Annotated in this window: 21 protein-coding genes; 11 read left to right on the forward strand and 10 right to left on the reverse strand. The window is 72.9% G+C overall.

From position 1 onward, the window contains the following. The first annotated feature begins 121 nt into the window (after positions 1-121). Genes P1K89_RS24685 through P1K89_RS24695 form a run of 3 tightly spaced genes read left to right on the forward strand, consistent with a single transcriptional unit; the run spans position 122 to position 3,475 of the window. Complete coding sequence (locus P1K89_RS24685; protein ID WP_284619174.1) at positions 122-1,483, forward strand: alpha/beta hydrolase; 1,362 nt, start codon at positions 122-124, stop codon at positions 1,481-1,483. 59 nt (positions 1,484-1,542) lie between these two features. Beyond that, entirely contained in the window at positions 1,543-2,487 is a 945-nt protein-coding gene (locus P1K89_RS24690) for a LysR family transcriptional regulator (protein WP_284619176.1), read from the forward strand. A gap of 10 nt (positions 2,488-2,497) precedes the next feature. Then, a complete protein-coding gene (locus P1K89_RS24695) occupies positions 2,498-3,475 on the forward strand; it encodes a tripartite tricarboxylate transporter substrate binding protein (protein ID WP_284619177.1) in 978 nt (325 codons plus the stop codon). 33 nt (positions 3,476-3,508) lie between these two features. Here P1K89_RS24695 and P1K89_RS24700 read toward each other — a convergent pair whose 3' ends face one another. Continuing rightward, positions 3,509-4,780 (reverse strand): MFS transporter, encoded by a 1,272-nt coding sequence (locus P1K89_RS24700; RefSeq protein ID WP_284619178.1) that lies wholly within the window; start codon positions 4,778-4,780, stop codon positions 3,509-3,511. A 125-nt stretch (positions 4,781-4,905) separates the two neighbouring features. Between P1K89_RS24700 and P1K89_RS24705 the strand changes: the two genes are divergently transcribed. After that, positions 4,906-5,829: a LysR family transcriptional regulator gene (locus P1K89_RS24705; protein ID WP_284619179.1), complete on the forward strand. Its 924-nt coding sequence runs from the start codon at positions 4,906-4,908 to the stop codon at positions 5,827-5,829. 12 nt (positions 5,830-5,841) lie between these two features. Here P1K89_RS24705 and P1K89_RS24710 read toward each other — a convergent pair whose 3' ends face one another. Further along, positions 5,842-8,526: a winged helix-turn-helix domain-containing protein gene (locus P1K89_RS24710; protein ID WP_284619180.1), complete on the reverse strand. Its 2,685-nt coding sequence runs from the start codon at positions 8,524-8,526 to the stop codon at positions 5,842-5,844. A gap of 143 nt (positions 8,527-8,669) precedes the next feature. Between P1K89_RS24710 and P1K89_RS24715 the strand changes: the two genes are divergently transcribed. Further along, positions 8,670-9,149, forward strand: a complete 480-nt coding sequence (locus P1K89_RS24715) for a SixA phosphatase family protein (protein ID WP_284619181.1) — start codon at positions 8,670-8,672, stop codon at positions 9,147-9,149. Positions 9,150-9,185: 36 nt separating this feature from the next. Here P1K89_RS24715 and P1K89_RS24720 read toward each other — a convergent pair whose 3' ends face one another. Continuing rightward, positions 9,186-9,692 carry a hypothetical protein gene (locus P1K89_RS24720; protein WP_284619182.1) on the reverse strand — a complete coding sequence of 169 codons (507 nt, stop codon included), beginning with the start codon at positions 9,690-9,692 and terminating at the stop codon, positions 9,186-9,188. Positions 9,693-9,764: 72 nt separating this feature from the next. Beyond that, positions 9,765-12,173, reverse strand: a complete 2,409-nt coding sequence (locus P1K89_RS24725) for an HzsA-related protein (protein WP_284619183.1) — start codon at positions 12,171-12,173, stop codon at positions 9,765-9,767. Between the two features lie 236 nt (positions 12,174-12,409). Here P1K89_RS24725 and P1K89_RS24730 point away from each other — a divergent pair, with 236 nt between their 5' ends. After that, on the forward strand, positions 12,410-13,045 hold the full coding sequence (locus P1K89_RS24730; RefSeq protein ID WP_284619184.1) for a hypothetical protein: 636 nt from the start codon (positions 12,410-12,412) through the stop codon (positions 13,043-13,045). A gap of 57 nt (positions 13,046-13,102) precedes the next feature. Here P1K89_RS24730 and P1K89_RS24735 read toward each other — a convergent pair whose 3' ends face one another. Further along, a complete protein-coding gene (locus P1K89_RS24735; RefSeq protein WP_284619185.1) occupies positions 13,103-13,507 on the reverse strand; it encodes a hypothetical protein in 405 nt (134 codons plus the stop codon). Positions 13,508-13,620: 113 nt separating this feature from the next. Here P1K89_RS24735 and lpxC point away from each other — a divergent pair, with 113 nt between their 5' ends. From lpxC to P1K89_RS24750, 3 genes are read left to right on the forward strand one after another with little or no spacing between them, the layout of a single operon-like run. Beyond that, positions 13,621-14,556 (forward strand): UDP-3-O-acyl-N-acetylglucosamine deacetylase, encoded by a 936-nt coding sequence (gene lpxC, locus P1K89_RS24740; RefSeq protein WP_284619187.1) that lies wholly within the window; start codon positions 13,621-13,623, stop codon positions 14,554-14,556. A gap of 17 nt (positions 14,557-14,573) precedes the next feature. Beyond that, on the forward strand, positions 14,574-14,759 hold the full coding sequence (locus P1K89_RS24745) for a hypothetical protein (protein WP_284619188.1): 186 nt from the start codon (positions 14,574-14,576) through the stop codon (positions 14,757-14,759). A gap of 58 nt (positions 14,760-14,817) precedes the next feature. Continuing rightward, on the forward strand, positions 14,818-15,030 hold the full coding sequence (locus P1K89_RS24750) for a hypothetical protein (protein ID WP_284619189.1): 213 nt from the start codon (positions 14,818-14,820) through the stop codon (positions 15,028-15,030). Positions 15,031-15,042: 12 nt separating this feature from the next. Here the strand turns inward: P1K89_RS24750 and P1K89_RS24755 are convergent, their stop codons facing one another. From P1K89_RS24755 to P1K89_RS24775, 5 genes are all read right to left on the reverse strand, one after another. Continuing rightward, positions 15,043-15,738, reverse strand: a complete 696-nt coding sequence (locus tag P1K89_RS24755) for a dienelactone hydrolase family protein (protein ID WP_284619190.1) — start codon at positions 15,736-15,738, stop codon at positions 15,043-15,045. Between the two features lie 16 nt (positions 15,739-15,754). After that, positions 15,755-16,303: a crossover junction endodeoxyribonuclease RuvC gene (gene ruvC, locus P1K89_RS24760; protein ID WP_284619191.1), complete on the reverse strand. Its 549-nt coding sequence runs from the start codon at positions 16,301-16,303 to the stop codon at positions 15,755-15,757. Continuing rightward, complete coding sequence (locus tag P1K89_RS24765; RefSeq protein WP_284619192.1) at positions 16,300-17,301, reverse strand: phosphatidate cytidylyltransferase; 1,002 nt, start codon at positions 17,299-17,301, stop codon at positions 16,300-16,302. Before P1K89_RS24765 ends, ruvC begins: the two co-directional genes overlap by 4 nt. Then, positions 17,298-17,945: a lysophospholipid acyltransferase family protein gene (locus tag P1K89_RS24770; protein WP_284619193.1), complete on the reverse strand. Its 648-nt coding sequence runs from the start codon at positions 17,943-17,945 to the stop codon at positions 17,298-17,300. Before P1K89_RS24770 ends, P1K89_RS24765 begins: the two co-directional genes overlap by 4 nt. A gap of 98 nt (positions 17,946-18,043) precedes the next feature. Continuing rightward, positions 18,044-18,880 carry an alpha/beta hydrolase gene (locus P1K89_RS24775; protein WP_284619194.1) on the reverse strand — a complete coding sequence of 279 codons (837 nt, stop codon included), beginning with the start codon at positions 18,878-18,880 and terminating at the stop codon, positions 18,044-18,046. A gap of 37 nt (positions 18,881-18,917) precedes the next feature. On the opposite strand from P1K89_RS24775, the gene P1K89_RS24780 reads away from it, so the two are divergent. Then, positions 18,918-19,826 (forward strand): NAD-dependent epimerase/dehydratase family protein, encoded by a 909-nt coding sequence (locus tag P1K89_RS24780; RefSeq protein ID WP_284619195.1) that lies wholly within the window; start codon positions 18,918-18,920, stop codon positions 19,824-19,826. Continuing rightward, positions 19,823-20,416: a GNAT family N-acetyltransferase gene (locus P1K89_RS24785; protein ID WP_284619196.1), complete on the forward strand. Its 594-nt coding sequence runs from the start codon at positions 19,823-19,825 to the stop codon at positions 20,414-20,416. Before P1K89_RS24780 ends, P1K89_RS24785 begins: the two co-directional genes overlap by 4 nt. The last annotated feature ends 5 nt before the right edge of the window (positions 20,417-20,421 follow it).

Genomic DNA, 20,421 nt, shown 5'->3' on the forward strand with positions numbered 1-20,421 from the left:
GCCGCTTCATATGCGGCACGTATGGCCACCGGCCGTTCTGCATATTTGACGTCTTGAAGCCGTCTCCGTAAGGTCGCGCCCCGGGTCCGCTTCGGGCTCCGCGCATCACAGGGAGACACGCTTGGCCTTCGCCCGCATTCACAACCCGGTCCGGCGCATCGGCGCCTTCGGCATCGCGCTGCTGCTCGGGGCCTGCGCGCTGCAGGCGCCGGCGCCGGCAGGGCCCGGCGCCGACGAACCCGCGCCGCAGGCCACCGCCTGCCCGGCCGGGCTGCCCGCCACCGTGCGCTGCCTGGGCGGCCGCGACCGGGCCGGCGCCTTCTACCTGATCGCGATGCCGGCCGACTGGAACGGCCGCCTCGTCGTGCATGCGCACGGCGGCCCGTTCCTCGGCGCGCCGACCGCCAAGCGCATCGAGGACGACCTGACGCGCTGGGCCATCGTGCCGCGCGCGGGCTACGCCTGGGCCGGTTCCAGCTTCCACCAGGGCGGCGTCGCGGTGCGCTCGGCCGCCGAGGACACCGAGCGCGTGCGCGGCCTCTTCATCCGCCACGTCGCGAAGCCGAAGCTCACGCTGCTGCATGGGCAGTCATGGGGCGCCAGCGTCGCCGCCAAGGGCGCCGAGACCTACACCGCGGGCCAGCCCTACGACGGCTTGCTGCTGACCAGCGGCGTGCTCGCCGGCGGCACGCGCGCCTACGACATGCGGCTGGACCTGCGCGAGGTCTACCAGGTGCTGTGCCGCAACCATCCGCGCCCCGACGAAGCCGCCTACCCGCTGTGGATGGGCCTGCCCGAGGGCTCGACGATGACGACTGCCGAGCTCGCGAAGCGGGCCGACGAGTGCCTCGGCCTCGGCCGTCCCGCGGCGCAGCGCACGCCCGAGCAGGCGCAGAAGCTGAAGACCATCGTCGACGTGCTGCACATCCCCGAGCGGGCGGTGATGGGGCACCTGAACTGGGCCACCTTCCACTTCCAGGACATCGCGCGGCGCAGCGGCGGCAAGCCGGTATTCGGCAATGTCGACGCACGTTACCGCGGCTCGGCCGACGACGCGACGCTGAACGCCGCGGTCGCACGCACCGCCACCGATGCCGCGGCACTGGCGCGCTTCGCCGACGACACCGACCCCACCGGCCGCATCCCGGTGCCGGTGCTGACGGTGCATGGCATCCACGATCCGACGGCCTTCGTCGAGATGCAGCACACCTTCGCGCAGACGATGGCGGCGGCCGGCCGTGGCGACGCGCTGGTGCAGACCTTCACCGACGATCACGAGCACAGCTACCTGAGCGATGCGACCTACGTCGCGCTGCTCGACGCACTGGTGCGCTGGGTCGAGACCGGCGCGAAGCCGACGCCGCAGCAGGTCAGCGACGGCTGCCGGCGCGCGCAGGCGGCCTTCCCGTCGAGCTGCCGTTTCGTGCCGGACTACCGGCCATCGCCGCTGGACACCCGCGTGACCCCGCGCCGCCGCAGCTAGCGCCAACCCTTACGTAGTGCCCGCGGGCCCCCTGGCCGGGGCCGCGCATACGATGGGCCATGGACCTGCGCCATCTGCGCTACTTCGTCGCCGTGGCCGAAGAAGGCCACATGACCCGGGCGGCTGCGAAGCTGGGCATCCAGCAGCCGCCGCTGTCGCAGCAGATCAAGGCGCTCGAGACCATGCTCGGGCTGCCGCTGCTGCTGCGCCATCCGAAGGGCGTGAGCCTGACCGACGGCGGGCGCCTGTTCCTCGCCGAAGCCAGGCGCCTGCTCGAGGATGTCGACGCGATGCGGCATCGCATGGCGCTGGTCGCGCGCGGCGTGCGCGGCGTGCTGTCGGTCGGATTCACCAGCTCCGCGGCGACGCATGCGCTGACGCCGCGCACCCTGCGCGCGTGTCGCACGCGCTACCCCGACATCGAGCTCGAACTGCACGAGCACAACGCGGCCGAGATCACCGAGGCGCTGGTCGCCGGCCGGCTGCACTGCGGCTTCCTGCGCGTGCCGGTGGCGCGGCCGCCGGGCCTGCGCTTCGACACGCTGCTCGACGAGCCTGCGGTGCTCGCGGTGCCCGCCGACCATGCGCTGGGGCGCGTGCGGTCCAAGCGCACGCCGGTGCCGCTGAAGGCGCTGCACGGCGAGCGGCTGATCCTCGTGCGCCGGCCGAACGCGCCCGGCCTCTACGCCAACCTGCTCGCGGCCTGCGCGCGCGCCGGCGTCGAGCCGGTGATCGTCGCCGAGGTCGACCGCATGGTCAGCAACCTGAACCTCGTCGCGTCGGGCGAGGGCCTGTCGATCGTGCCGGCGTCGATGAAGGGCACGCATGCGCAGTCGGTGGTCTTCCGGCCGCTCGATCCGAAGCTGAAGCTCGACGCGCCGCTGACACTGGCCTATCGCGAGATCGACGCGGCCACGCCGGGACCCGCGGCGAGCTTCATCGGCATGGTCGCGGAGGTGGCTGCCGCGCACCGGCGCGGCGAAGCGTCGGCGGCCCGGCGCTGAGGGCGAAGCGGTGGCGATCCGAGACCTGCCAGCGGCCCGGCGCCGGGCGCTCGTCGCGCTGGCCGGGCTCGGCGCGGGGCTGCTGCTGCCGGCGGAGCTCCGGGCTGCGGAGGATGACCGCCCGCTGCGCATCGTGCTCGCCTATCCGCCCGGGGGCGTCAGCGACGAGGTGGCGCGGCTGCTGGCGGACCGACTGGCGGCCGAGCGCGGCACGCCGGTGCTGGTCGAACACCGTCCGGGCGGTGGCGGCGGCATCGCGATGGAGATGCTCGCGCGCGCCGCGCCCGACGGCCGGCTGCTGGTGTTCTCGGCGATCACGCCGCTCACGCTGCTGCCGCGCTATGGCCCGGTGCGCTACCAGCCGCAGCGCGACATCGCGCCGGTGGCCGCGGTGATGTCCACCGCGACGCTGGTCGCCGGCACGCCGGCGCTGCCCGCCGACAGCTTCGCGCAGCTGCTGGCGCTGGCCCGTGCGCGGCCGGGTGCGCTGCGCTGGGCCACCACCGGCGTCGGCACCACCGGCTACCGCGTGCTGGAGGCGGTCGGCCAGGCGCTGAAGCTGGACATCACGCACATCCCGTACAAGGGCGGCGGCCAGAGCCTGCAGGACGCGCTCGGCGGCCAGTTCGAGGTGATGTCGACCAACGTCGCGCCGGCGCAGCTGCAATATGTCGCGCAGCGGCGGCTGAAGGCGCTGGCGGTCGGTGCGCCGCGGCGCCTGCCCGAGTTGCCCGACGTGCCGACGCTGGCCGAGCTCGGCGTGCCCGACGCGAACCTGGTGTCGCGCTTCGGCCTCTTCGCGCCGGCCGGCACGCCGCGCGCGCTGCGCCGCGCGCTGAATGCCGAGGTCAACCGCGCACTGCGCGAGCCGGCGCTGCGCGAGCGCCTGCGCGCCGGCCACAACGCGGTGGCCGAGGGCGGGGTCGAGGACTTCGAAGCGGCGATCTGCGCCGAGATGCCGTCGCGCGGGGCCTGCCACTGGGGCTGACGTCAGAAAGACGCGGCCGCGGCGCGGCCGCCGTCAGCCGCGGGCCGGGCGGGCGCGCCAGCCGATGAGCAGCGCCAGGCCGACCAGCCCGCTGGCGACGACGAAGCACAGCTGCAGGCCGGCGGCCACCGCGGCCGGCGCCGCGGCCTGCGGTGCCGGCCCGACGGCAAGCGCGAACACCGCGCCCAGCCCCGACGCCCCGGCGACCAGCCCGAGGTTGCGCGACAGGCCCAGCAGCCCGGAGACGGTGCCGCGCTGCGCCGGTGTCACGTCGGCCAGCACGGCGGTGTTGTTCGCCGCCTGGAACAGCGCGTAGCCGGCGGTCAGCAGCATGAGCGGGCCGACGTAGCCGACGAGGCCGGCCCGCAGCGGCATCGCGGCAAGCAGCATGCAGGCGGCGGTCGCCGCCGCCAGCCCGAGCAGGCTCGCCCGGTGCGCGCCGAAGCGGTCGACCACGCGCCCGGCCGGCACGCCGGCGAGGGCCGACACCACCGGCCCGACCGCCATCGCCAGCCCGACCAGCACGGTCTGCAGGCCGAGCGCGCGCGACAGGTGGAAGGGGCCGACCACCAGCGTGGCCATCATCACGCTCGACACCAGCGCGCTCATCGCGATGCCGGCGCGCAGCCGCGCATCCCGTTGCAGCAGGACGCGCATCGGGACCGCCGCCACCCTGGCGGCCGGCCGGTCCGCCGGCAGCGCGCGGCGTGCCAGCAACGCCGCCAGCCCGGCCAGCGGCAGCGTGGCGGCGAACAGCGCGCGCCAGCCGAAGCCGGCAACCAGCAGCCCGCCCAGCGAGGGCCCGAGCGCCGTGCCGACCGCCGACATCGTGCCCAGCAGCCCCATCGCGCGGCCGCTGTGCGACTTCGGCACCACGTCGCCGACGAGGGCCAGCGCCATCGCCATCATCGCGGCGGCCCCGCTGCCCTGCAGCGCGCGTGCCGCGATCAGCCACGGCAGCGAGGGCGCCGCGGCGCACAGCGCCGACGCGACGCCGAACAGCAGCAGGCCGCCGAGCAGCCCGCGGCGCCGGCCGAAGCGGTCGCCGAGCCGGCCGGCGATCACCACCAGCGCGGTGTTGGCCGCGAGGTAGGCGATGACGATCCACTGCACCGCGGCGAACGGCGCGTCGAAGGCCTGCGCGAGCGCCGGCAGGCCGACGTTGGCGATGCTGGTGCCGAGCGAGGACAGCAGCATCGCAAGCGACAGCGTGGCGAACACCGCGCGCGGCGCGGCATCGAGAGGGGCGGCGCCCGACAAGGGCGACGCGAGCACGGTGGCGGGGGCAACAGGGGGGGAGGACATGGCGCTCAGCCTGGAGATCACGATGCCGCCAGCCTAGGCACCCCCGCGCAGCGGCGGAAGGCGCGCCGTGTGCACGCCAGCCGTGCGTTTGACGCCATGGCATCGCTGTGCCAAGGTCGCGCGCCATGTCGATGCCCGACCTGAACCTGCTGGTGACGCTGGACGTGCTGCTCGCCGAGGGCAACGTCGCGCGCGCCGCGAAGCGGCTGCGCCTGAGCGCCTCGGCGATGAGCCGCACGCTGGCGCGGTTGCGCGAGACCACCGGCGATCCGCTGCTGGTGCGCGCGGGCCGCCAGCTGGTGCCGACGCCGCATGCGCTGGCGCTGCGCGAGCGCGTCGGCCAGCTGGTGCAGGAGGCCGAAAGCGTGCTGCGGCCGGCGCGGGCGCCGGAGCCGGCGCAGCTGCAGCGCCAGTTCACGCTGCGCAGCCGCGACGGCTTCGTCGAGAACTTCGGCCCCGCGCTGCTGGCGCGCATCGGCGCCGAGGCGCCGGGCGTGCGCCTGCGCTTCGTGCAGAAGACCGAGCGCGACAACGCGCCGCTGCGCGACGGCCTGGCCGACCTGGAGATCGGCGTGGTCGGCGCCGAGACCGGCGCCGACCTGCGCGTGCAGGCGCTCTACCGCGACCGCTTCGTCGGCGTCGTGCGCGCCGGCCATGCGTTGGCGCGCGGCGCGATGACGCCGGCGCGGTACGCTGCCGGACGCCACATCGGGCTGTCGCGATTCGGCCGGCAGGGCCTCGACCGCGGCGCGATCGACGACGCGCTGCAGGCACTCGGCCTGGAACGCCAGATCGCCACCGCCGTCGGCAGCTTCTCGACCGCGCTGGTGCTGGCCCGCGGCACCGACCTGATCGCCAGCGTGCCCGAGCGCCACACCGGCCGCCTGCGGGACGGCATGCGCAGCTTCGCGCTGCCGGTCGAGGTGCCCGGCCTGACGGTGTCGATGCTGTGGCATCCGCGCCTGCACGCCGACCCGGCGCACCGCTGGTTCAGGGACTGCGTGCGCGCGGTGTGTGCGGACGCGACGGCCGCACCCAATAAAGGTTAGGAGCCGTCGGCGTCAGGCGGCGCGGTTGACGCCCAGGTAGCGCGCCGCCGCCTGCCCGCGCGAGCCGACTCCGAGCTTGCCGAGGATGTTGGCGACATGGCGCTTCACGGTGTGCGGGCTCAAGTCGAGCCGGCGCGCGATCAGCTTGTTGCTGTCGCCGGCGGCGATCAGCGCCAGCACCTCGAGCTCGCGCGCGCTCATCGGCTCGATGCCGCCGAGCTCGTCCGGTCCCGGCGGCGCGACCACGGTGGCCGGCGCGCGCGACAGCGTGGCCTCGGCATCGTCGTCGTCCATCGGCACGATCGAGCGCAGGATCGCGCGCTGGGCATCGTCGAGCATGTCGGCCGCCGCGCCGTCGGCCAGGCGCTGCAGCAGCGCGGCGCCGGCGAAGTGCGCCGACACCGGGTAGCCGCGCTGGCGGATGCCGTCGAGCGCTTCCTGCAGCGCGCGGCCGGCGTCGGTGCTGCGGCCGAGCTGCTGCAGGAGGCCGGCGCGCTGCAAGGTCAGTGCGGTGACGATGCCCACCGCGTCGTGCTGGCGGTAGTGCGACTGCACGGCCTGCATCTGCGCGGCGGCGGTCGCGAGATCGCCGTCGAGCCAGGTCGTGTAGGCCTCGATCACGCGCACGACGCCGACGTGCGAGGTCGCGGTGCTGGCCGGCATCGTGCGGCGCAGCGCCTCGAGCGCGCTGCGGGTCAGGTCGCGGCGCTCGGCCATCACCGCGCAGCGCAGCTCGAACCAGTGGAAGTACCAGCCGGGGCCGCGGCCGTCGTCGCCGAAGACGTCGCTCACCCGCGGCAGCTCGTCGTGGTACGCGGCGAGCGCGGCATCGATCTCGCCCTGCATCGTGCGGCACACCAGGCGCCCGGTCAGCGCATACAGGCTCAGGCCCTGCGGGAAGTTGACCCAGGCGCACAGCGAGGCCGCCTCGTCGAGCTGCGTGCGCGCCTCGGCGAACTCGCCGCGCCACAGCTGCGTGCAGCCGCGGATCGCCAGGGCCACCGCGCGCAGCGCCGGGTAGTCCTCGCCCGCCGCGCGCAGCGCGCCGGCGGCGTAGCGCTGCAGCATCGGCTCCAGCGCACGCACGCCGAAGTAGGCGACACCGGGCACGATCTGGTACCACAGGGCGACGTCGCGGTGATTGGCCAGCTGGTCGAGCAGTTCGCCGTAGTGGCGATTGGTGGATTCGAAGTCGGCCAGGTCGAAGGCATGCCAGGCCCGGTGCAGCGCGACGATCGCGCGCGTGAGCGGCGGCGTGGCCTCGGTCACGGTGACCTCGAACGCCGGGTCGACCTGCGGCGCGCCGATCGGGCTCATGCCGTTGACCGCCAGCGCCGCGTAAGCGCGCGCCAGGTCGTTGCCGGCGACATCGCCGCGCGCGGCGAACTCGCGCGCCGCGTGCTTCATGTGGCCCAGCATGGCTTCCAGGTCCATGCTGACCTCCCAGGCCACCATGCCGCGCAGCAGCGCGACGTCGGGCGATTGCGCCAGCAACTCGGGCGGCAGCTTCGCCAGCATCTCGCGCACCGCGTCGATCATGCCGGCCGCGGCCAGCGCCGGCGCGGCCCGCGTCAGCGCCTGCACCGCGGCGTCGTGCGCGCGGGCCTGCATCAGGTAGTGGAAGCGGCGGGTGATGTCGGGCTCGCTGTCGGCGGCGCGGCGCCACAGCGCGTCCTGCTCGGGCCCCGGCAGTCGTTCGCGCTCGGCCTGCAGCGCGTCGCGGAACAGGTCGTGCAGCTTCAGCGTGCGCTCGATGCTGTCGACCTCCTGGTAGAAGAGGCCGCGGCGCTCGATGTCGTCGAGGCAGGCGGCGGCATCGGCGCGGGCGCTGACCGCGGCGGCGCGTGCGGCGGTCAGTTCCGGCAGCACCGACGTCGCGACCAGGAAGCTGCGCAGGTCGGCCGGCAGGTGGTCCAGCACCTCGCTGCGCAGGTAGTCGATCGCATGGCGTGCGCTGCGCACCGGCGACGCGGTGCGCGGCCCGGCGATCGCCAGCGACACGCCGACCGGCCAGCCTTCGGTGCGCGCCAGCAGCTCGTCCGGGGCCTCGCTCAGGCCTGGCCCGGCGCGCGCGGCCAGCGCCTCGATCTCGCCGGCGCCGAAGCGCAGGTCGTCCTGGCGGAACTCGGCGAGCTCGCCGCTCGCGCGCAGCCGCGCCAGCGGCCAGGGCGGATCGACGCGTGTGATCATCGCCAGCCCCCAGTGCTCGGGCAGCAGCGGCGGCAGCGTGGCGAGGAACTCGAGCAGGCGTTCGTCGGTGAGGCGGTGCACGTCGTCCAGCACGATCACGCCGCGCGGCAGCTCGGTGGCCGCCAGTGCGTTGACCAGCGCATCACGGAATCCGCGCTGGCCATCGGGGCGGTCGAGCGCGCCGATCAAGGCCTCCGGCGACAGCCGCCACGGCAGGTCGAAGGGCTCCAGCGCCGCGACCAGCGCCGTGGCCAGCCGCGCCAGCGTGTCGCCGTCGTCGCAGGCGATCCAGGCGAAGCGCAGCTGTCCGCGCGCCGTGGCGGTTTCCAGCGCCTGCACGATCGCGCTGCTCTTGCCGAAGCCGCCGGGCGCGCTGATCAGCGTCAGCCGCGCGTGCAGCAGGTCGCCGGCGATGCGTTCGGCCAGCGCGGCGCGCAACAGCAGCCCGGCGCGCAGGCGTGGCGGCTGGATCTTGGTGCGGGCAAAGTTGAACGCGTCGGAGGCCATTCACAAATCGTAGCCGACGGCCCCACGCGACGGGGCCGGGCCTTCGGGCGCCTCGGGGGTGCGCGCACCTCACGCAGCGCATGCAGCGCATTCAGCGCATGCACCGCACAATCCGCGGCACGCCCGTTGCCCGCCCGCGCCCCATGAAGACGCTCTACCTTGTCCGCCATGCCCAGGCCGAGCCGCCCGCGGCCGCCCGCAGCGACCGCGAGCGTGCGCTCGATGCGCGCGGCGTGGACGATGCCGCCCGCGCCGGCGCCCGCCTCGCCGCCCGCGGCGTGCGGCCGGCCCGGCTGATCGCCAGCCCGGCGCTGCGCGCGCTGACGACGGCGCAGCTGTTCGCCGATGCGCTGGGCATCGCGCGCGGCCGCATCGTGATCGACGAGCGGCTCTACGCCAGCACCGTCGAGACGCTGCTGGCGATCGTGCGGGCGCTTGATCACGAGCCGGACGTCGACAGCGTGATGCTGTTCGGCCACAACCCGGAGTTCAGCGACCTGGCGCGGCGGCTGTCGCCGGCGATCGCCGGCCTGCACACGTGCGCGGTGGCGGTGTTCGATCTCGACGGCACGTGGCGCGAGCTCGGCGTGCGCGCGCCGCTGCGCGCGGCGCTGGACGCCTAGCGGCGCGGGCCGCCTGGCGCCGCGGGCCGCGCCGCGTCAGGGCGCCGGCACCGGCCGCGGCGCTTCCGCCAGCTTGAAGTGCCGCATGAAGCCGAAGGGCCGATGCACGCCGGGAGGGTCGCCGAGGAAGGGCAGGCGGGCGGCGGCCGACTCGAGCAGTTCCAGCGACCAGTCGCCCTCGCCGCCGAAGCGGAAGCTCAGCGACTGCCCGTGCACCATCAGCAGGTGGAAGTGCTCGTTGGCGTCCGCGATGCCGATGGACGCCGAGTCGAGCACTTCGAGCGAGCGGTCGAGCAGGTGGATGCCCAGGCTTTCGTCGTAGAGCTCGGCGTCGGTGGTGAACAGCAGCGTGCGGCCGTCGCTGCAGTCGAGGGCGGCCTCGAGCACGCGGCCGGGCACCCGCTTGCCGGTGATCCGACCGTCGCGCAGCACCTCGCTGCACGGCGGCTCGCCGCCCTCGTCGGCGGCACACGGCCGCAGCGCCAGCGCACCGTTGCGCAGCGGCTGCAGCATCGTGCTCTTCATCGATTCGCGCTGTCCCACGGGGGCAGTATGGGCGGCGGTCTTCGCGGCGCTCCATCCCTAAGGCGCCGGCAAGTGAATTGTTCCCAGGGGTCAATAACCCGCGTTCTTGGCCTGGTCGAGGAATTGCTGCAGCGCACCCACGTCCTGCGGCGCCGGCGTGATGCCGGGCTTGAAGTAGTAGACACGGCCGTCCTTCGCGCCGACGTACTCGTCGGTCGACGGGTAGTAGCGGTAGGTGTAGCCCGCGCCGCTCGCGGTGGCCGGATTCTTCGGCAGGAAGTTGTTCGGATACACCCGCTCGGCCCAGTTGAACACCCGGTCCTCTGCCGCCGGCGTCATGCCGGCCTTGTACAGCTTCAGCAGCCGGCGCAGCCCTTCCGGTGGGTTCTGCGGCTCGCCGCTGCCGGCCTGCGACTGCTGGTTGATGCCGTGGCAGGACGCGCAGACGCGGATCTCGCCCTTCTGGAACGAGATCCAGTAGCGCTCGCGCACCACCGGCGTGGCGCCGTCGGTGAGCTGCCAGCTCATCGCGCGCTGCGCCGGCACCAGCGCGGCCACCGAGCCGTCCGGTGCCAGCGCGACGGCGCCGGGCACGCCCTGGAACGGGTTTGCGGCCTTCGGCTCGTGCATCACCTGCGCCAGCACGCGGCGTCCCGGCCGCGGGTTGGCGGTGCCGCCGAGGCCGCGCACCTGGTCGCCCTGCACGAACTGCAGGTGGCTGACGTCGTAGGCCTTGCCGCTGGATCCGGTCGTGGACGCGCCGCCCTTGATGCGCAGGTTGTAGGGCTGCTGGCGATCCGCCTTGTCGCGCAGCGTGACGTTGCGGCTGACCATCAGCGCGAGGTTGTTCTGGCGCAGGTAGTCCTGGAACGCGGCGACGTTGACGCCCTCTTCGGCGAACACCCGCTGTTCCGGCGCGGGCAGCGCGGCGCTGCGCCGGGCGGGCCGGGCGCGCGGGCGCAGCTCGACCGGATTCAGCTCCCACAGCGCACCGCTGTGCGTGACGAGGTTGTCCGGGTCGTACCAGCTGACCGACTTGCTGATGCCCGCCGTCAGCGCCTCGCCGGCGCGGTGCACGCCGCTGCCATCGGCCGTGACCAGGCGCAGCCGGAATTGATAACGTGAAATCGACGCGCCATCGGCGCCTTCGTTGCGGTCGGCGCGCGTCTCGGTGGTGTGCGACGCGATCAGCCGGCCGTCGGACAGCGGCAGCGGGTCGCGGTACAGGCCGCTGTGCGCGGCGTCGGGCGTGCGGCCCTCCTCGGTGGCGAAGGCGGTGGCCTCGGCGGTGAGCCAGGTCACGCTCATGCGGTCGGGGTTGACGCTGGGCGCGCCGTCGATCGCGGCGAGCTGGCCGGCCGCGTGCGTGCCGAACTCCATCGCGCTGGTGCCGACGAAGCGGCCCGGCCGCGTCGGGTCTTCCTTGATGTGGAAGAGGCTGTCGTTGTTCAGCCGGAAGCGGTTGAAGCGGGTGCCGCTGTCGCAGCACTCGCGCAGGTTGGCGTCGTCCAGGAAGCTCTGCGTGCCGTAGCTCGCGAGCTCCTGGCGTCCCACGTGGTTCAGCGTCTCCTCCTCGGTGCCGTCCTCGTTGATCTGCCACGGGAAGAACTGGTTGAAGCGGTGCTCGCTGACCTGGCCGACGGTCTGGCGCGGCTCGGGGAAGACCTCGCTGCGGTCGGCCAGGCGCGCGGCGTTCGCCGCTTCGCTGGCGTAGTTGAAGGTGCCGTAATCGGTCTGGCCGGCGCGGTCGCCATCGGCCTGCTGGTCGCGCTGCAGGTGATCCCACCGGGTGAAGATCACGCGGCCGAAGCTGTCGATGATCGGCGTGAAGGCGCCCGACGGGGCGTGGTTCAGCAGCGTCAGGCTGCCGGTCTTCGGGTCGAGGCTCCACAGGCCGGTGACGGTGGGCGCCTCCTCGTACTCGTCGAGCTGCGGCCACAGGTGGCGCTCGCCGCTGCGCGGGCGGTCGCTGGTGAAGACGATGCGGTCGTCGCTGCCGTAGACCGGGCTGATGTTGTTGTAGTCGGCCGGCTGGTTCGCGACCTTCGTGACCACCGGCGTCTCGTTGGCGCCCAGGCCGCTCATCTCGTAGAGCTGCCAGACCGTGGCCGGCTCGGTGTAGCGCTGCGTCGGCGCGCCGACCACCGCGGCGAAGACGATCTTCTGGCCGTCCCAGTGCGGAGACGGGTCGCGCACCGCGATCGCGCTGGCGCCCTGCAGCCCGCCGGCGCTGCCGAGGCCCGCGGCGGCGGTCAGGTTGCGCAGCGTGCCGTCGGGGTAGCGGATCCACAGGTCGCCGCCGCGCGGCACCGAGGCCATCGTCGGCAGGTGGTTGCCGAAGGTCGAGCCGATGGTCGTGAAGTCCGCCGGCATCGGCACCTGGGTGACGAAGACGATCGGGTAGGGCGTGCTCACCGCGGCGTGGGACGCGGGCGCGAGGGCGGCGAGCAGCACGCCGAGCAGGGCGCTGAGGATCGCGAATGCGGAACGGCGTGGCATGGCAGACCCCTGTGCGAAAGGCGTCGGCAGTCTCGCGCCGGCCGGCGCTGCCGCGACATGACCAAGGTGTGTCACCAGTCGTTCGCGACAGCCGGTCCGTGACGCAAGTCACCGGCTAGCACAGCGCTCGCGCCGCTGCAAACGATGCCGGGCGTCGGCACGGGGTCAAGCGCTTGACGCTGCGGGCATCGGCGCTGCATCGTGCGGATGATCTGTCGAGGATCCTGCGACGCGCCATGAAGACCGTGCCCGAGCTGATCGCGCACATCGAGCACCTGGTGCCCGAGGGCGCGCCGTTCGGCACGCGCGCGAAGGCCTCGCTGCCGATCGATGCGCCGGTCGGGCGGCTGGACGTCGCCGTGGCCGCGCGCATCGACGCGAAGGGCGGCCGCCGCCTGCAGTACTGGTGCGACGGCATCCGCGTCGAGCGCCATGTGCTGCTGCGGCTGACCTGCCCCGAAGGCGCCTGCCCGCAGTCGCGCGCGATCCGCGCGCAGTGGCAGGACTTCCTGCGCGGCGAGCGCGGGCCGGCCGAGCCGGCCGCCGCGTTCGCGCCGTCGCCGCAGCCGCTGATCCAGGACCTGCCGCTGCGCTTCGGCCGTGCCGAGTGCGTCGCCCGCCCGGCGAGCTTCCGCTGCTTCACGCCCTGCCCGAACGGCGCGCACCCGCCGATGTCGATCGACCAGCCGGGCTTCGACCTGTTCGAGGACGGGCGCTGCGTCGGCGGCGGCGTGGTGACCGGCACCGACGGCGTGCGCCGCCCGCGCCTGCCGACGCTGCAGGCGGCCGAGGCCTTCGTGCTGGCGCGCCGGCTCGAGGCGCTGGCGGCGGTGGCCGGGGCGCGGGATGCGACGGACCGGCGGTCGGACTGATCGCCGCGCGATGCCCGCCCGCCGGCGTCCGACGGACGGGTCGCGCGGCCGCTCACGCTACTTCCATTCCCAGACCTGCCCCTTGGTCTGACCCTGGGCATCCACCTCGTACTCGAACACCCCGGCAACGCTGTTCAGCTTCGCCCAGGCCGGCGAGGCGCTCTGGTAGTAGATCGCGCCGCGGTAACTGATCGAGCCGTCGGGCTTCATGCGGCCGATGCCCGAGCCGGTCCAGGTGGCCGCCTCGCCGGTCTTGCCCATCACCACGCCCTGGCCCTGGCCGAACAGGGTGCCGTCCGGCCGCAGCGATGCGATGTAGGTGGCGGTTTCGGTGCTCGGCACGCCATAGAGCGTGCCCGCCGCCTGGAACGATGTCTCCATCGTCGGCGCGCCGTTGACCGACGGCAGCACGCGTTGCGACGTGACCTTGCCGATTTCTTCGCCAATGCGTTCGCCCAGCATTCGATGCTCCTTTCCTGCAGCGCGGGTCCGGCCCCGGACCTGCTGAGATCAACTTAGGCGCCGCGATGCCCCCGCGCCATCCGGCGAACCACGCGGGCGGCGAGAATGAGGCCATGCTCCAGCAACGCACCCTGAAGTCGCTGACCCACGCGGTCGGCGTCGGCATGCACAGCGGCCAGAAGGTCGAGCTGACGCTGCGGCCGGCGCCGGTGGATGCCGGCATCGTCTTCCGGCGCGTCGACCTCGTGCATCCGGTGGAGATTCCGGTGCGGCCGGATTCGGTCAGCGACACCCGCATGGCCTCGACCATCTCCGCCGGCGGCGACCCCGGCGCGCCGAAGGTGCAGACCATCGAGCACCTGATGTCGGCCTGCTGCGGCCTGGGGCTGGACAACCTGATCGTCGACATCAATGCCGACGAAGTGCCGATCCTCGACGGCTCGGCCGCCAGCTTCGTCTTCCTGCTGCAGAGCGCCGGCATCGTGCTGCAGGACGCGCCCAAGCGCTTCCTGCGCGTGCTCAAGCCCGTGGAGGTGCGCCAGGGCGAAGGCGCGAAGCTGATCTGGGCCCGGCTGGAGCCGTATCACGGCTTCAAGCTGACCTTCGAGATTCACTTCGGCCACCCGGCGGTCGATGCCACCGGCCAGCGCACCACCTTCGACATGGGCTCGGGCCGCTACAAGCGCGACATCGCGCGCGCCCGCACCTTCGGCTTCACGAAGGACTTCGACGCGATGCGCTCGCGCGGGCTGACGCTGGGCGGCAGCATGGACAACGCGATCGTCGTCGACGATTCGCGGGTGCTGAATGCCGACGGCCTGCGCTACGACGACGAGTTCGCCAAGCACAAGATCCTCGACGCGATCGGCGACCTCTACAACGCCGGCCGGCCGATGCTGGCCGCGTACACCGCGTTCAAGAGCGGGCACGCGCTGAACAACCTGCTGCTGCGCAAGCTGCTGGACGACCGCAGCGCGTGGGACATCGTCAGCTTCGACGACGCTTCGCAGGCGCCGCCCGGCTTCGCCGAGCTGGCGCCGCTGTGGTGAACCGCTGACACCCGCGCATGCTGCTGTTCCGCCTCGTCTTCGGCCTGCTGCTGGTGGCCAGCGTGCTGTGCTTCGCGATGTTCGTCGGCACCAACCAGCCGGTGTGGAAGCGCCGCGGCGTCATCGTGCTGAAGTGGACGCTGATCGCCGCCGCCTGCTTCTTCGCGGTGCTGATTCTCGAGCGGCTGGCGGTGCTGCTTTAGTTTCGAGAGGGGACCGCGGTCCCGTGCCGGCGGATGCCTGCGGTAGAGTCGCGGCCCAATGAAGGCGATCTACTGGCTCTGCGGCATCCTGTTCACGCTGACGGCGGTGCCCTCGGTCGTGTTCTTCGGCCTGCACATCGCCACCGGCGAGCACGTGCCGAGGGAGCGCGCGATCGCGCTCTACCGCTGGGCGGTGGTCATCGCGCTCGGCACCTTCAACATCTGGATCTTCAAGCGCGTGCTCGACGGCATCATTGCGCTGATCCGCTGACGGCTGCCGCCGTCAGAACAGCTGCGTCAGGAACTGCAGGCTGCGCCCGTGCGCCAGCGCGGCGCTCGGCGCGTCGTACGACGCCCGGGCCCAGCAGTTGAAGCCGTGCATCGCGTCGGGGTAGACGTGGATCTCGTGCGGCTTGCCGGCCATCGCGGCGCGCACCTTGTCAACCGCCGCGGGCGGGATGTGGTCGTCGCGGCCGGCATAGTGGAACTGCACCGGGCAGGTGATGCGCCCGGCGAGGTCCAGCTGGTTCTGGATGCCGCCGCCGTAGTACGCCACCGCGGCATCGACACCGGCCAGCGCCGCCGCGGCGTAGGCGAGGCGCCCGCCCATGCAGTAGCCGATCGCGCCGATCTTGCGGCCGGCGGTCTCGGCGCGGCCGCGCAGCGCGGTGGCCGCGGCCTGCAGGTCGGCGACCACCTCGGCCGGCTGCAGCTGGCCCGCCAGCTCGACGCCGCGTTGGCGGTCGTGGCCTTCGTAGCCCAGCTCGATGCGCGGCGACTGGCGCCAGAACACGTCGGGCGCCAGCACGACGAAACCATCCATCGCGTACTGCCGCGCGACGGCGCGGATGTGGTCGTTGACGCCGAAGATCTCCTGCAGCACCAGCAGCCCCGGGCCGCTGCCGGCCGGCGGCAGCGTCAGGTGGGCGGCGAAGCCGGGTTCGATCTCGATCCATTCGCTGTGAACGGGCAGGCTCATGGGGTTCTCTCCTTGATCAGTACGTTCTTCCGCGTTTGTACTGCGCATGGGTTCGCCGGGCCAAGGGTGTGGCTTGCGCCAGCGCCTCGAAGCTGCGCGCCGCGTGCGCGTGCGTGATCGCCAGGCCCAGCGCATCGGCGGCGTCCTTGCCGGGCAGGCCCGGCAGCTTCAGCAGCCGCATCACCATCTCCTGCACCTGGGCCTTGTTCGCCAGGCCGTGGCCGGCGATGGCCTTCTTCATCTGCACGGCGGTGTACTCGGCCACCGGCAGGTCGCCGTGCACCAGCGCGGCCAGCGCGGCGCCGCGCGCCTGGCCCAGCAGCAGCGTGCTCTGCGGGTTGACGTTGACGAAGACGATCTCCACCGACGCCGCCTCGGGCTGGTAGCGCTGCATCACCTCGGCGACGCCGGAGAAGATCAGCTTCAGCCGCTCGGGCAGGTGGCCGCGCGGCGCTTCGGCGGTGGAGATGGTGCCGCTGGCCACGTAGGCCAGCTGCGCGCCCTGCACGTCGACCACGCCGAAGCCGGTGCACCGCAACCCCGGGTCGATGCCCAGGATTCTCATGGTTTCAGTCCGAAGTACCAGGCGATCGAGTGGAAGAACACCGGCGCGGCGAAGCAGATCGGCGCCACGCGGTCGAGCAGGCCGACGGCGCCGGTCACCGACGCCGTATTGCCCCAGTGGCGCACGCCGGCATCCTTCTTCAGCGCGTGCATCACGAAGTCGCCCATCGCGCCGGACGCGGCGGCGATGGTCGACATCGCCAGCGCCTGCGGCACCTTGAAGCCCAGCGTCGTCCAGCCCAGCAGCATGCCGACGAGCGCGCCGGTGCCGACGCCGATGCCGAACGCGCGCCAGGAGAAGTCGCGGTGAATCTGCCGCGCCACCGGGCGCCGGCGCAGGCGGCGGCTGGCGAGCTCCTGCGCGATCTGCGCGGTGGCCGACACCATCACCAGCATGAACAGCAGGAACGCACCCTTGCCCTGCGCACGCGGCAGGTTCAGCAGCAGCAGCGCCGGCGCATGCGACAGCCCGAAGATGCAGACCATGATGCCCCACTGGATCTTCGCGTTGCGCTCGAGGAAGCGCTCGGGGTCGTTGGCCAGCGCGCTGACCACCGGGATCGCGATGAACACGTAGACCGGCACGAAGACGGTGAACAGCCACAGGTCGCTCTGCCCGACCAGCACGTACTGCAGCGGCAGCACGGCGAAGAAGGCCAGCAGCAGGCTGCGGTGGTCGCTGGCGCGTGTCTTCAGCAGCGTGATGTATTCGCGGAAGGCCAGGAACGAGACGATGCCGAACAGCAGCGTCGCGCCGACCGGGCCGAACACCCACGCCAGCCAGAAGACCGTCGCGGTGACCCACACCGCGCGCAATTCGCGGGTGAAGCGGTCGGTGTGCAGCGCGGCGGCGCGGTCCTCTTCGCGCACGGTGCGCAGCACGCCGTAGGCCGAGGTCGCCAGCAGCGCGCCGAAGAGCCCCAGGAAAAGCAGCTGCACCTGCTGCGGGCCGCTCAGCTGCCGCAGCGGGTCGAAGACGATGCGCAGGGTGTCGATCATGCGGGCGTGCCCACGGCAGCAGGGCGCTCGGCGTTCGGCCGCAGCGCGACCACCGCCTCGCGCGCGCGCTGCAGGAACAGCTTCTTGTCCTCACCCGGCTGCAGCTGCAGCGGCGCGCCGAAGGTCACGGTGCACAGGATCGGCACCGGCACCACTTCGCCCTTGGGCATCACCCGCTGCACGTTGTCGATCCAGGCCGGGATCAGCTGCACGCCGGGGAACTGCTCGGCCAGGTGGTACAGCCCGCTCTTGAACGGCTGCGGCAGGCCCTTGTTGCTGCGCGTGCCCTCGGGAAAGATCACCAGCGAGTCGCCGTTCTTGAGCGCCTCGACCAGCGGCTCCAGCGGATCCTGGTCGTCGGTGCGCTGCCGATTGACGTACACCGCGTTGAACACCTCGCGCGTCAGCCAGTGCTTGAACCGGCCGGCGGTCCAGTAGTCCTTCGCGGCGATGGGCCGCGTGACCGCACGCAGGTCGCTCGGCAGCGCCGCCCAGATCAGCACCCAGTCGAGGTGGCTCTGGTGGTTCGCGAAGTAGATGCGCTGCTCGGCCTTCGGCGGGCAGCCCTTCCAGTGGCCCTGCGCGCCGGTGATCAGGCGCGCGACCGCCGACAGCAACAGGCCCATGGCCTCGGCTCGTGTCATCCGTGCCTGCCCGGCCGCCCGAAGGGCACGGAGCGCCCCTTGGGGGCCGCGAACGAAGTGAGCTGGGGGCTGACCATTTCTGGAATGTTAAGCGGGCTTCACTTGACGTCGTACAGCCAGCGCACCGCGCGCGCGAACTCGGCACGCCAGGCGGCTTCGTTGTGGTCGGCTTCGGGCACCAGGCGGTATTCCAGCGCCACCGGCTGCTGGCGCAGCAGCGCGTGCATGCGCTGCACGTCGGGCACCATGTCGCCGCCTTCGCGGCCGCCCATGTAGAGGTACACCCGCGCCTCGGCCGGCAGCGGTTTCTGCGCGGCTTCCTCGAAGATCGCCGGCGCGGTCCAGTAGGCGGGCGAGAAGATGCCGGCCTTGCCGAAGACCTGCGGGTAGCGCTGCATCGCCGCGTGCGAGATCAAGCCGCCCATCGAGCTGCCGATCACCGCGGTGGCCTTGGCCTCGGGTTGCGTGCGGTACTGCGCGTCGATGAACGGCTTGACCACCTCGACGACGAAGCGCAGGTACTGCTCGCCTTCGCCAGGCCCCAGGCGGGGATGCGGCCAGGGGTTCAACTCGTTGAAGCGCTTCTCGCCGCCATGGTCGATGCCGACCACGATGGCCTCGAAGGCGGTGGTGCGCGCGAGCTCGTTCATCGCCTCGTCGACGCCCCATTCGCCGACATACGAGGTTGCGTCGTCGAACAGGTTCTGGCCGTCGTGCATGTAGATGACGGGATAGCGCCGCGTGCTTTGGGCGTAAGAGGACGGCAGGTAGATGCGCAGCGTGCGCTGGCGCTCGAGCACCGGCATCGCCAGCGGCGGGCTCAGCACCTGCACGTTCGGCAGGGCCGACGGGGCGCGCGGCGGCGGTGGATTGGACGAGCAGGCCGCGAGCAGCAGCGCGGCGGCGGCGAGGAAGAGGGATTGCATCGAGGACATGCGCGGATGCTAACGAAGCGCGGTGCAGAATCGGCCGATGGCTGCCGCATCACCGCTGAAGGTCCTGGTCACCGGCGCCAGCGGACGCATCGGCCGCGCGATCTTTGCCCGGCTGGCGCGCACGCACCGGGTGAGCGGCCTCGACCGCGTGCCGTCGTCGACCGCCGAGTTCGTCGGCGACATCGGCGCCCGGGATCTGCTGGAGCGCGCGCTCGACGGCGTGCACGCCGTGGTGCACACCGCAGCGTTGCATGCGCCGCACGTGGGCGTGGCGGCCGATGCCGAATTCGAGCGCATCAACGTCGCGGCCACCGGAGCGCTGATGCAGTGCGCGCGCCGCGCCGGCGTGCGGCACCTCGTATTCACCAGCACCACCGCGCTGTACGGCGCCGACACCGCGCAGCGGCAGGCGGCCTGGATCACCGAGCACACCGTGCCGGCGCCGCGCACGGTCTACCACCGCAGCAAGCTCGCCGCCGAAGCGCTGCTGATGCAGGCCGCGGCCGACGGCGGCCCGGCGCTGACCGTGCTGCGCATGTCGCGCTGCTTTGCCGAGCCGGCGCCGCTGATGGCCGCCTACCGCCTGCACCGCGGCATCGACGCGCGCGACGTCGCCGAGGCGCATGCGCTGGCGATCGAGCAGCCGCCGGCGGCGCCGCGGCTGCTGGTGATCTCGGGCGCGACGCCGTTCGAGCCGGCTGATGCCGCGCGCCTGTTCTCCGATGCGCCGCTGGTCATCCGGCGCCGTGCGCCGGCGCTGGCCGAGGCCTTCGAGCGTCGCGGCTGGCCGCTGCCGCCGTCGATCGACCGTGTCTACGTGTCCGCGCAGGCCCAACAGGCGCTCGGCTGGCAACCGCGTTTCGGCTTCGACGAAGTGCTGCGCGCGCTCGATGCCGGCGCGCCCGAGGTGCTGCCGCCGCGCGTGGACTGGCAGGCGAGCGAATGAGCACGAGCCCGCCGGCCGCCGCTCGCCCTGCGCTGAAGGTGCAGCGCCTGACGTCTGCGCGCTTCGACGACCTGCAGGCGCTGTTCGCGGCCCGCGGCTGCTCGGTCGCGCGCAACTGCTGGTGCATGTACTACCGCTGGAGCGGCCACCCGCCGCCCGGGCGCCGCGCCGAGGTCAGCCGCAGCGCGTTCAAGGCGTTGCTCGACGAGGGCCGCCACATGGGGTTGATCGCCTACGCGGGCCGCGAGCCGGTGGGCTGGCTGTCGGTGGGCCCGCGCGAGGACTACGCCAAGCTCGCGCGGTCGCCGGTGATGAAGCCGGTCGACGAACAGCCGGTGTGGTCGGTGGTCTGCTTCGTCGTCGCCGGGCGGTGGCGCGGGCAGGGCGTCGCGAAGGCCTTGCTCGACGCGGCGGTCGAGCGCGCACGCAGGAAGAAGATCACGCTCGAAGCCTATCCGGTCGACAAGCCCGTCCGCCAGGACGACGACAACCTGTGGTTCGGGCCGAAGTCGATGTTCGACGCCTGCGGCTTCGACGAGGTCGCGCGGCGCAAGCCGACACGGCCGGTGGTGCGGCTGGTGCCGGGCTGAGGCCT

This window comes from Aquabacterium humicola (assembly GCF_030167915.1).
Lineage (GTDB): Bacteria > Pseudomonadota > Gammaproteobacteria > Burkholderiales > Burkholderiaceae_C > Pseudaquabacterium > Pseudaquabacterium humicola.

Excerpts from the sequence above, each read along its gene's own strand:
- P1K89_RS24690 (WP_284619176.1), top strand. The coding sequence starts at position 1,543 with ATGGACCTGCGCCATCTGCGCTACTTCGTCGCCGTGGCCGAAGAAGGC.
- P1K89_RS24700 (WP_284619178.1), bottom strand. The coding sequence starts at position 4,780 with ATGTCCTCCCCCCCTGTTGCCCCCGCCACCGTGCTCGCGTCGCCCTTG.
- P1K89_RS24705 (WP_284619179.1), top strand. The coding sequence starts at position 4,906 with ATGTCGATGCCCGACCTGAACCTGCTGGTGACGCTGGACGTGCTGCTC.
- P1K89_RS24710 (WP_284619180.1), bottom strand. The coding sequence starts at position 8,526 with ATGGCCTCCGACGCGTTCAACTTTGCCCGCACCAAGATCCAGCCGCCA.
- P1K89_RS24715 (WP_284619181.1), top strand. The coding sequence starts at position 8,670 with ATGAAGACGCTCTACCTTGTCCGCCATGCCCAGGCCGAGCCGCCCGCG.
- P1K89_RS24725 (WP_284619183.1), bottom strand. The coding sequence starts at position 12,173 with ATGCCACGCCGTTCCGCATTCGCGATCCTCAGCGCCCTGCTCGGCGTG.
- P1K89_RS24730 (WP_284619184.1), top strand. The coding sequence starts at position 12,410 with ATGAAGACCGTGCCCGAGCTGATCGCGCACATCGAGCACCTGGTGCCC.
- P1K89_RS24735 (WP_284619185.1), bottom strand. The coding sequence starts at position 13,507 with ATGCTGGGCGAACGCATTGGCGAAGAAATCGGCAAGGTCACGTCGCAA.
- lpxC (WP_284619187.1), top strand. The coding sequence starts at position 13,621 with ATGCTCCAGCAACGCACCCTGAAGTCGCTGACCCACGCGGTCGGCGTC.
- P1K89_RS24745 (WP_284619188.1), top strand. The coding sequence starts at position 14,574 with ATGCTGCTGTTCCGCCTCGTCTTCGGCCTGCTGCTGGTGGCCAGCGTG.
- P1K89_RS24750 (WP_284619189.1), top strand. The coding sequence starts at position 14,818 with ATGAAGGCGATCTACTGGCTCTGCGGCATCCTGTTCACGCTGACGGCG.
- P1K89_RS24755 (WP_284619190.1), bottom strand. The coding sequence starts at position 15,738 with ATGAGCCTGCCCGTTCACAGCGAATGGATCGAGATCGAACCCGGCTTC.
- ruvC (WP_284619191.1), bottom strand. The coding sequence starts at position 16,303 with ATGAGAATCCTGGGCATCGACCCGGGGTTGCGGTGCACCGGCTTCGGC.
- P1K89_RS24765 (WP_284619192.1), bottom strand. The coding sequence starts at position 17,301 with ATGATCGACACCCTGCGCATCGTCTTCGACCCGCTGCGGCAGCTGAGC.
- P1K89_RS24770 (WP_284619193.1), bottom strand. The coding sequence starts at position 17,945 with ATGACACGAGCCGAGGCCATGGGCCTGTTGCTGTCGGCGGTCGCGCGC.
- P1K89_RS24775 (WP_284619194.1), bottom strand. The coding sequence starts at position 18,880 with ATGTCCTCGATGCAATCCCTCTTCCTCGCCGCCGCCGCGCTGCTGCTC.
- P1K89_RS24780 (WP_284619195.1), top strand. The coding sequence starts at position 18,918 with ATGGCTGCCGCATCACCGCTGAAGGTCCTGGTCACCGGCGCCAGCGGA.
- P1K89_RS24785 (WP_284619196.1), top strand. The coding sequence starts at position 19,823 with ATGAGCACGAGCCCGCCGGCCGCCGCTCGCCCTGCGCTGAAGGTGCAG.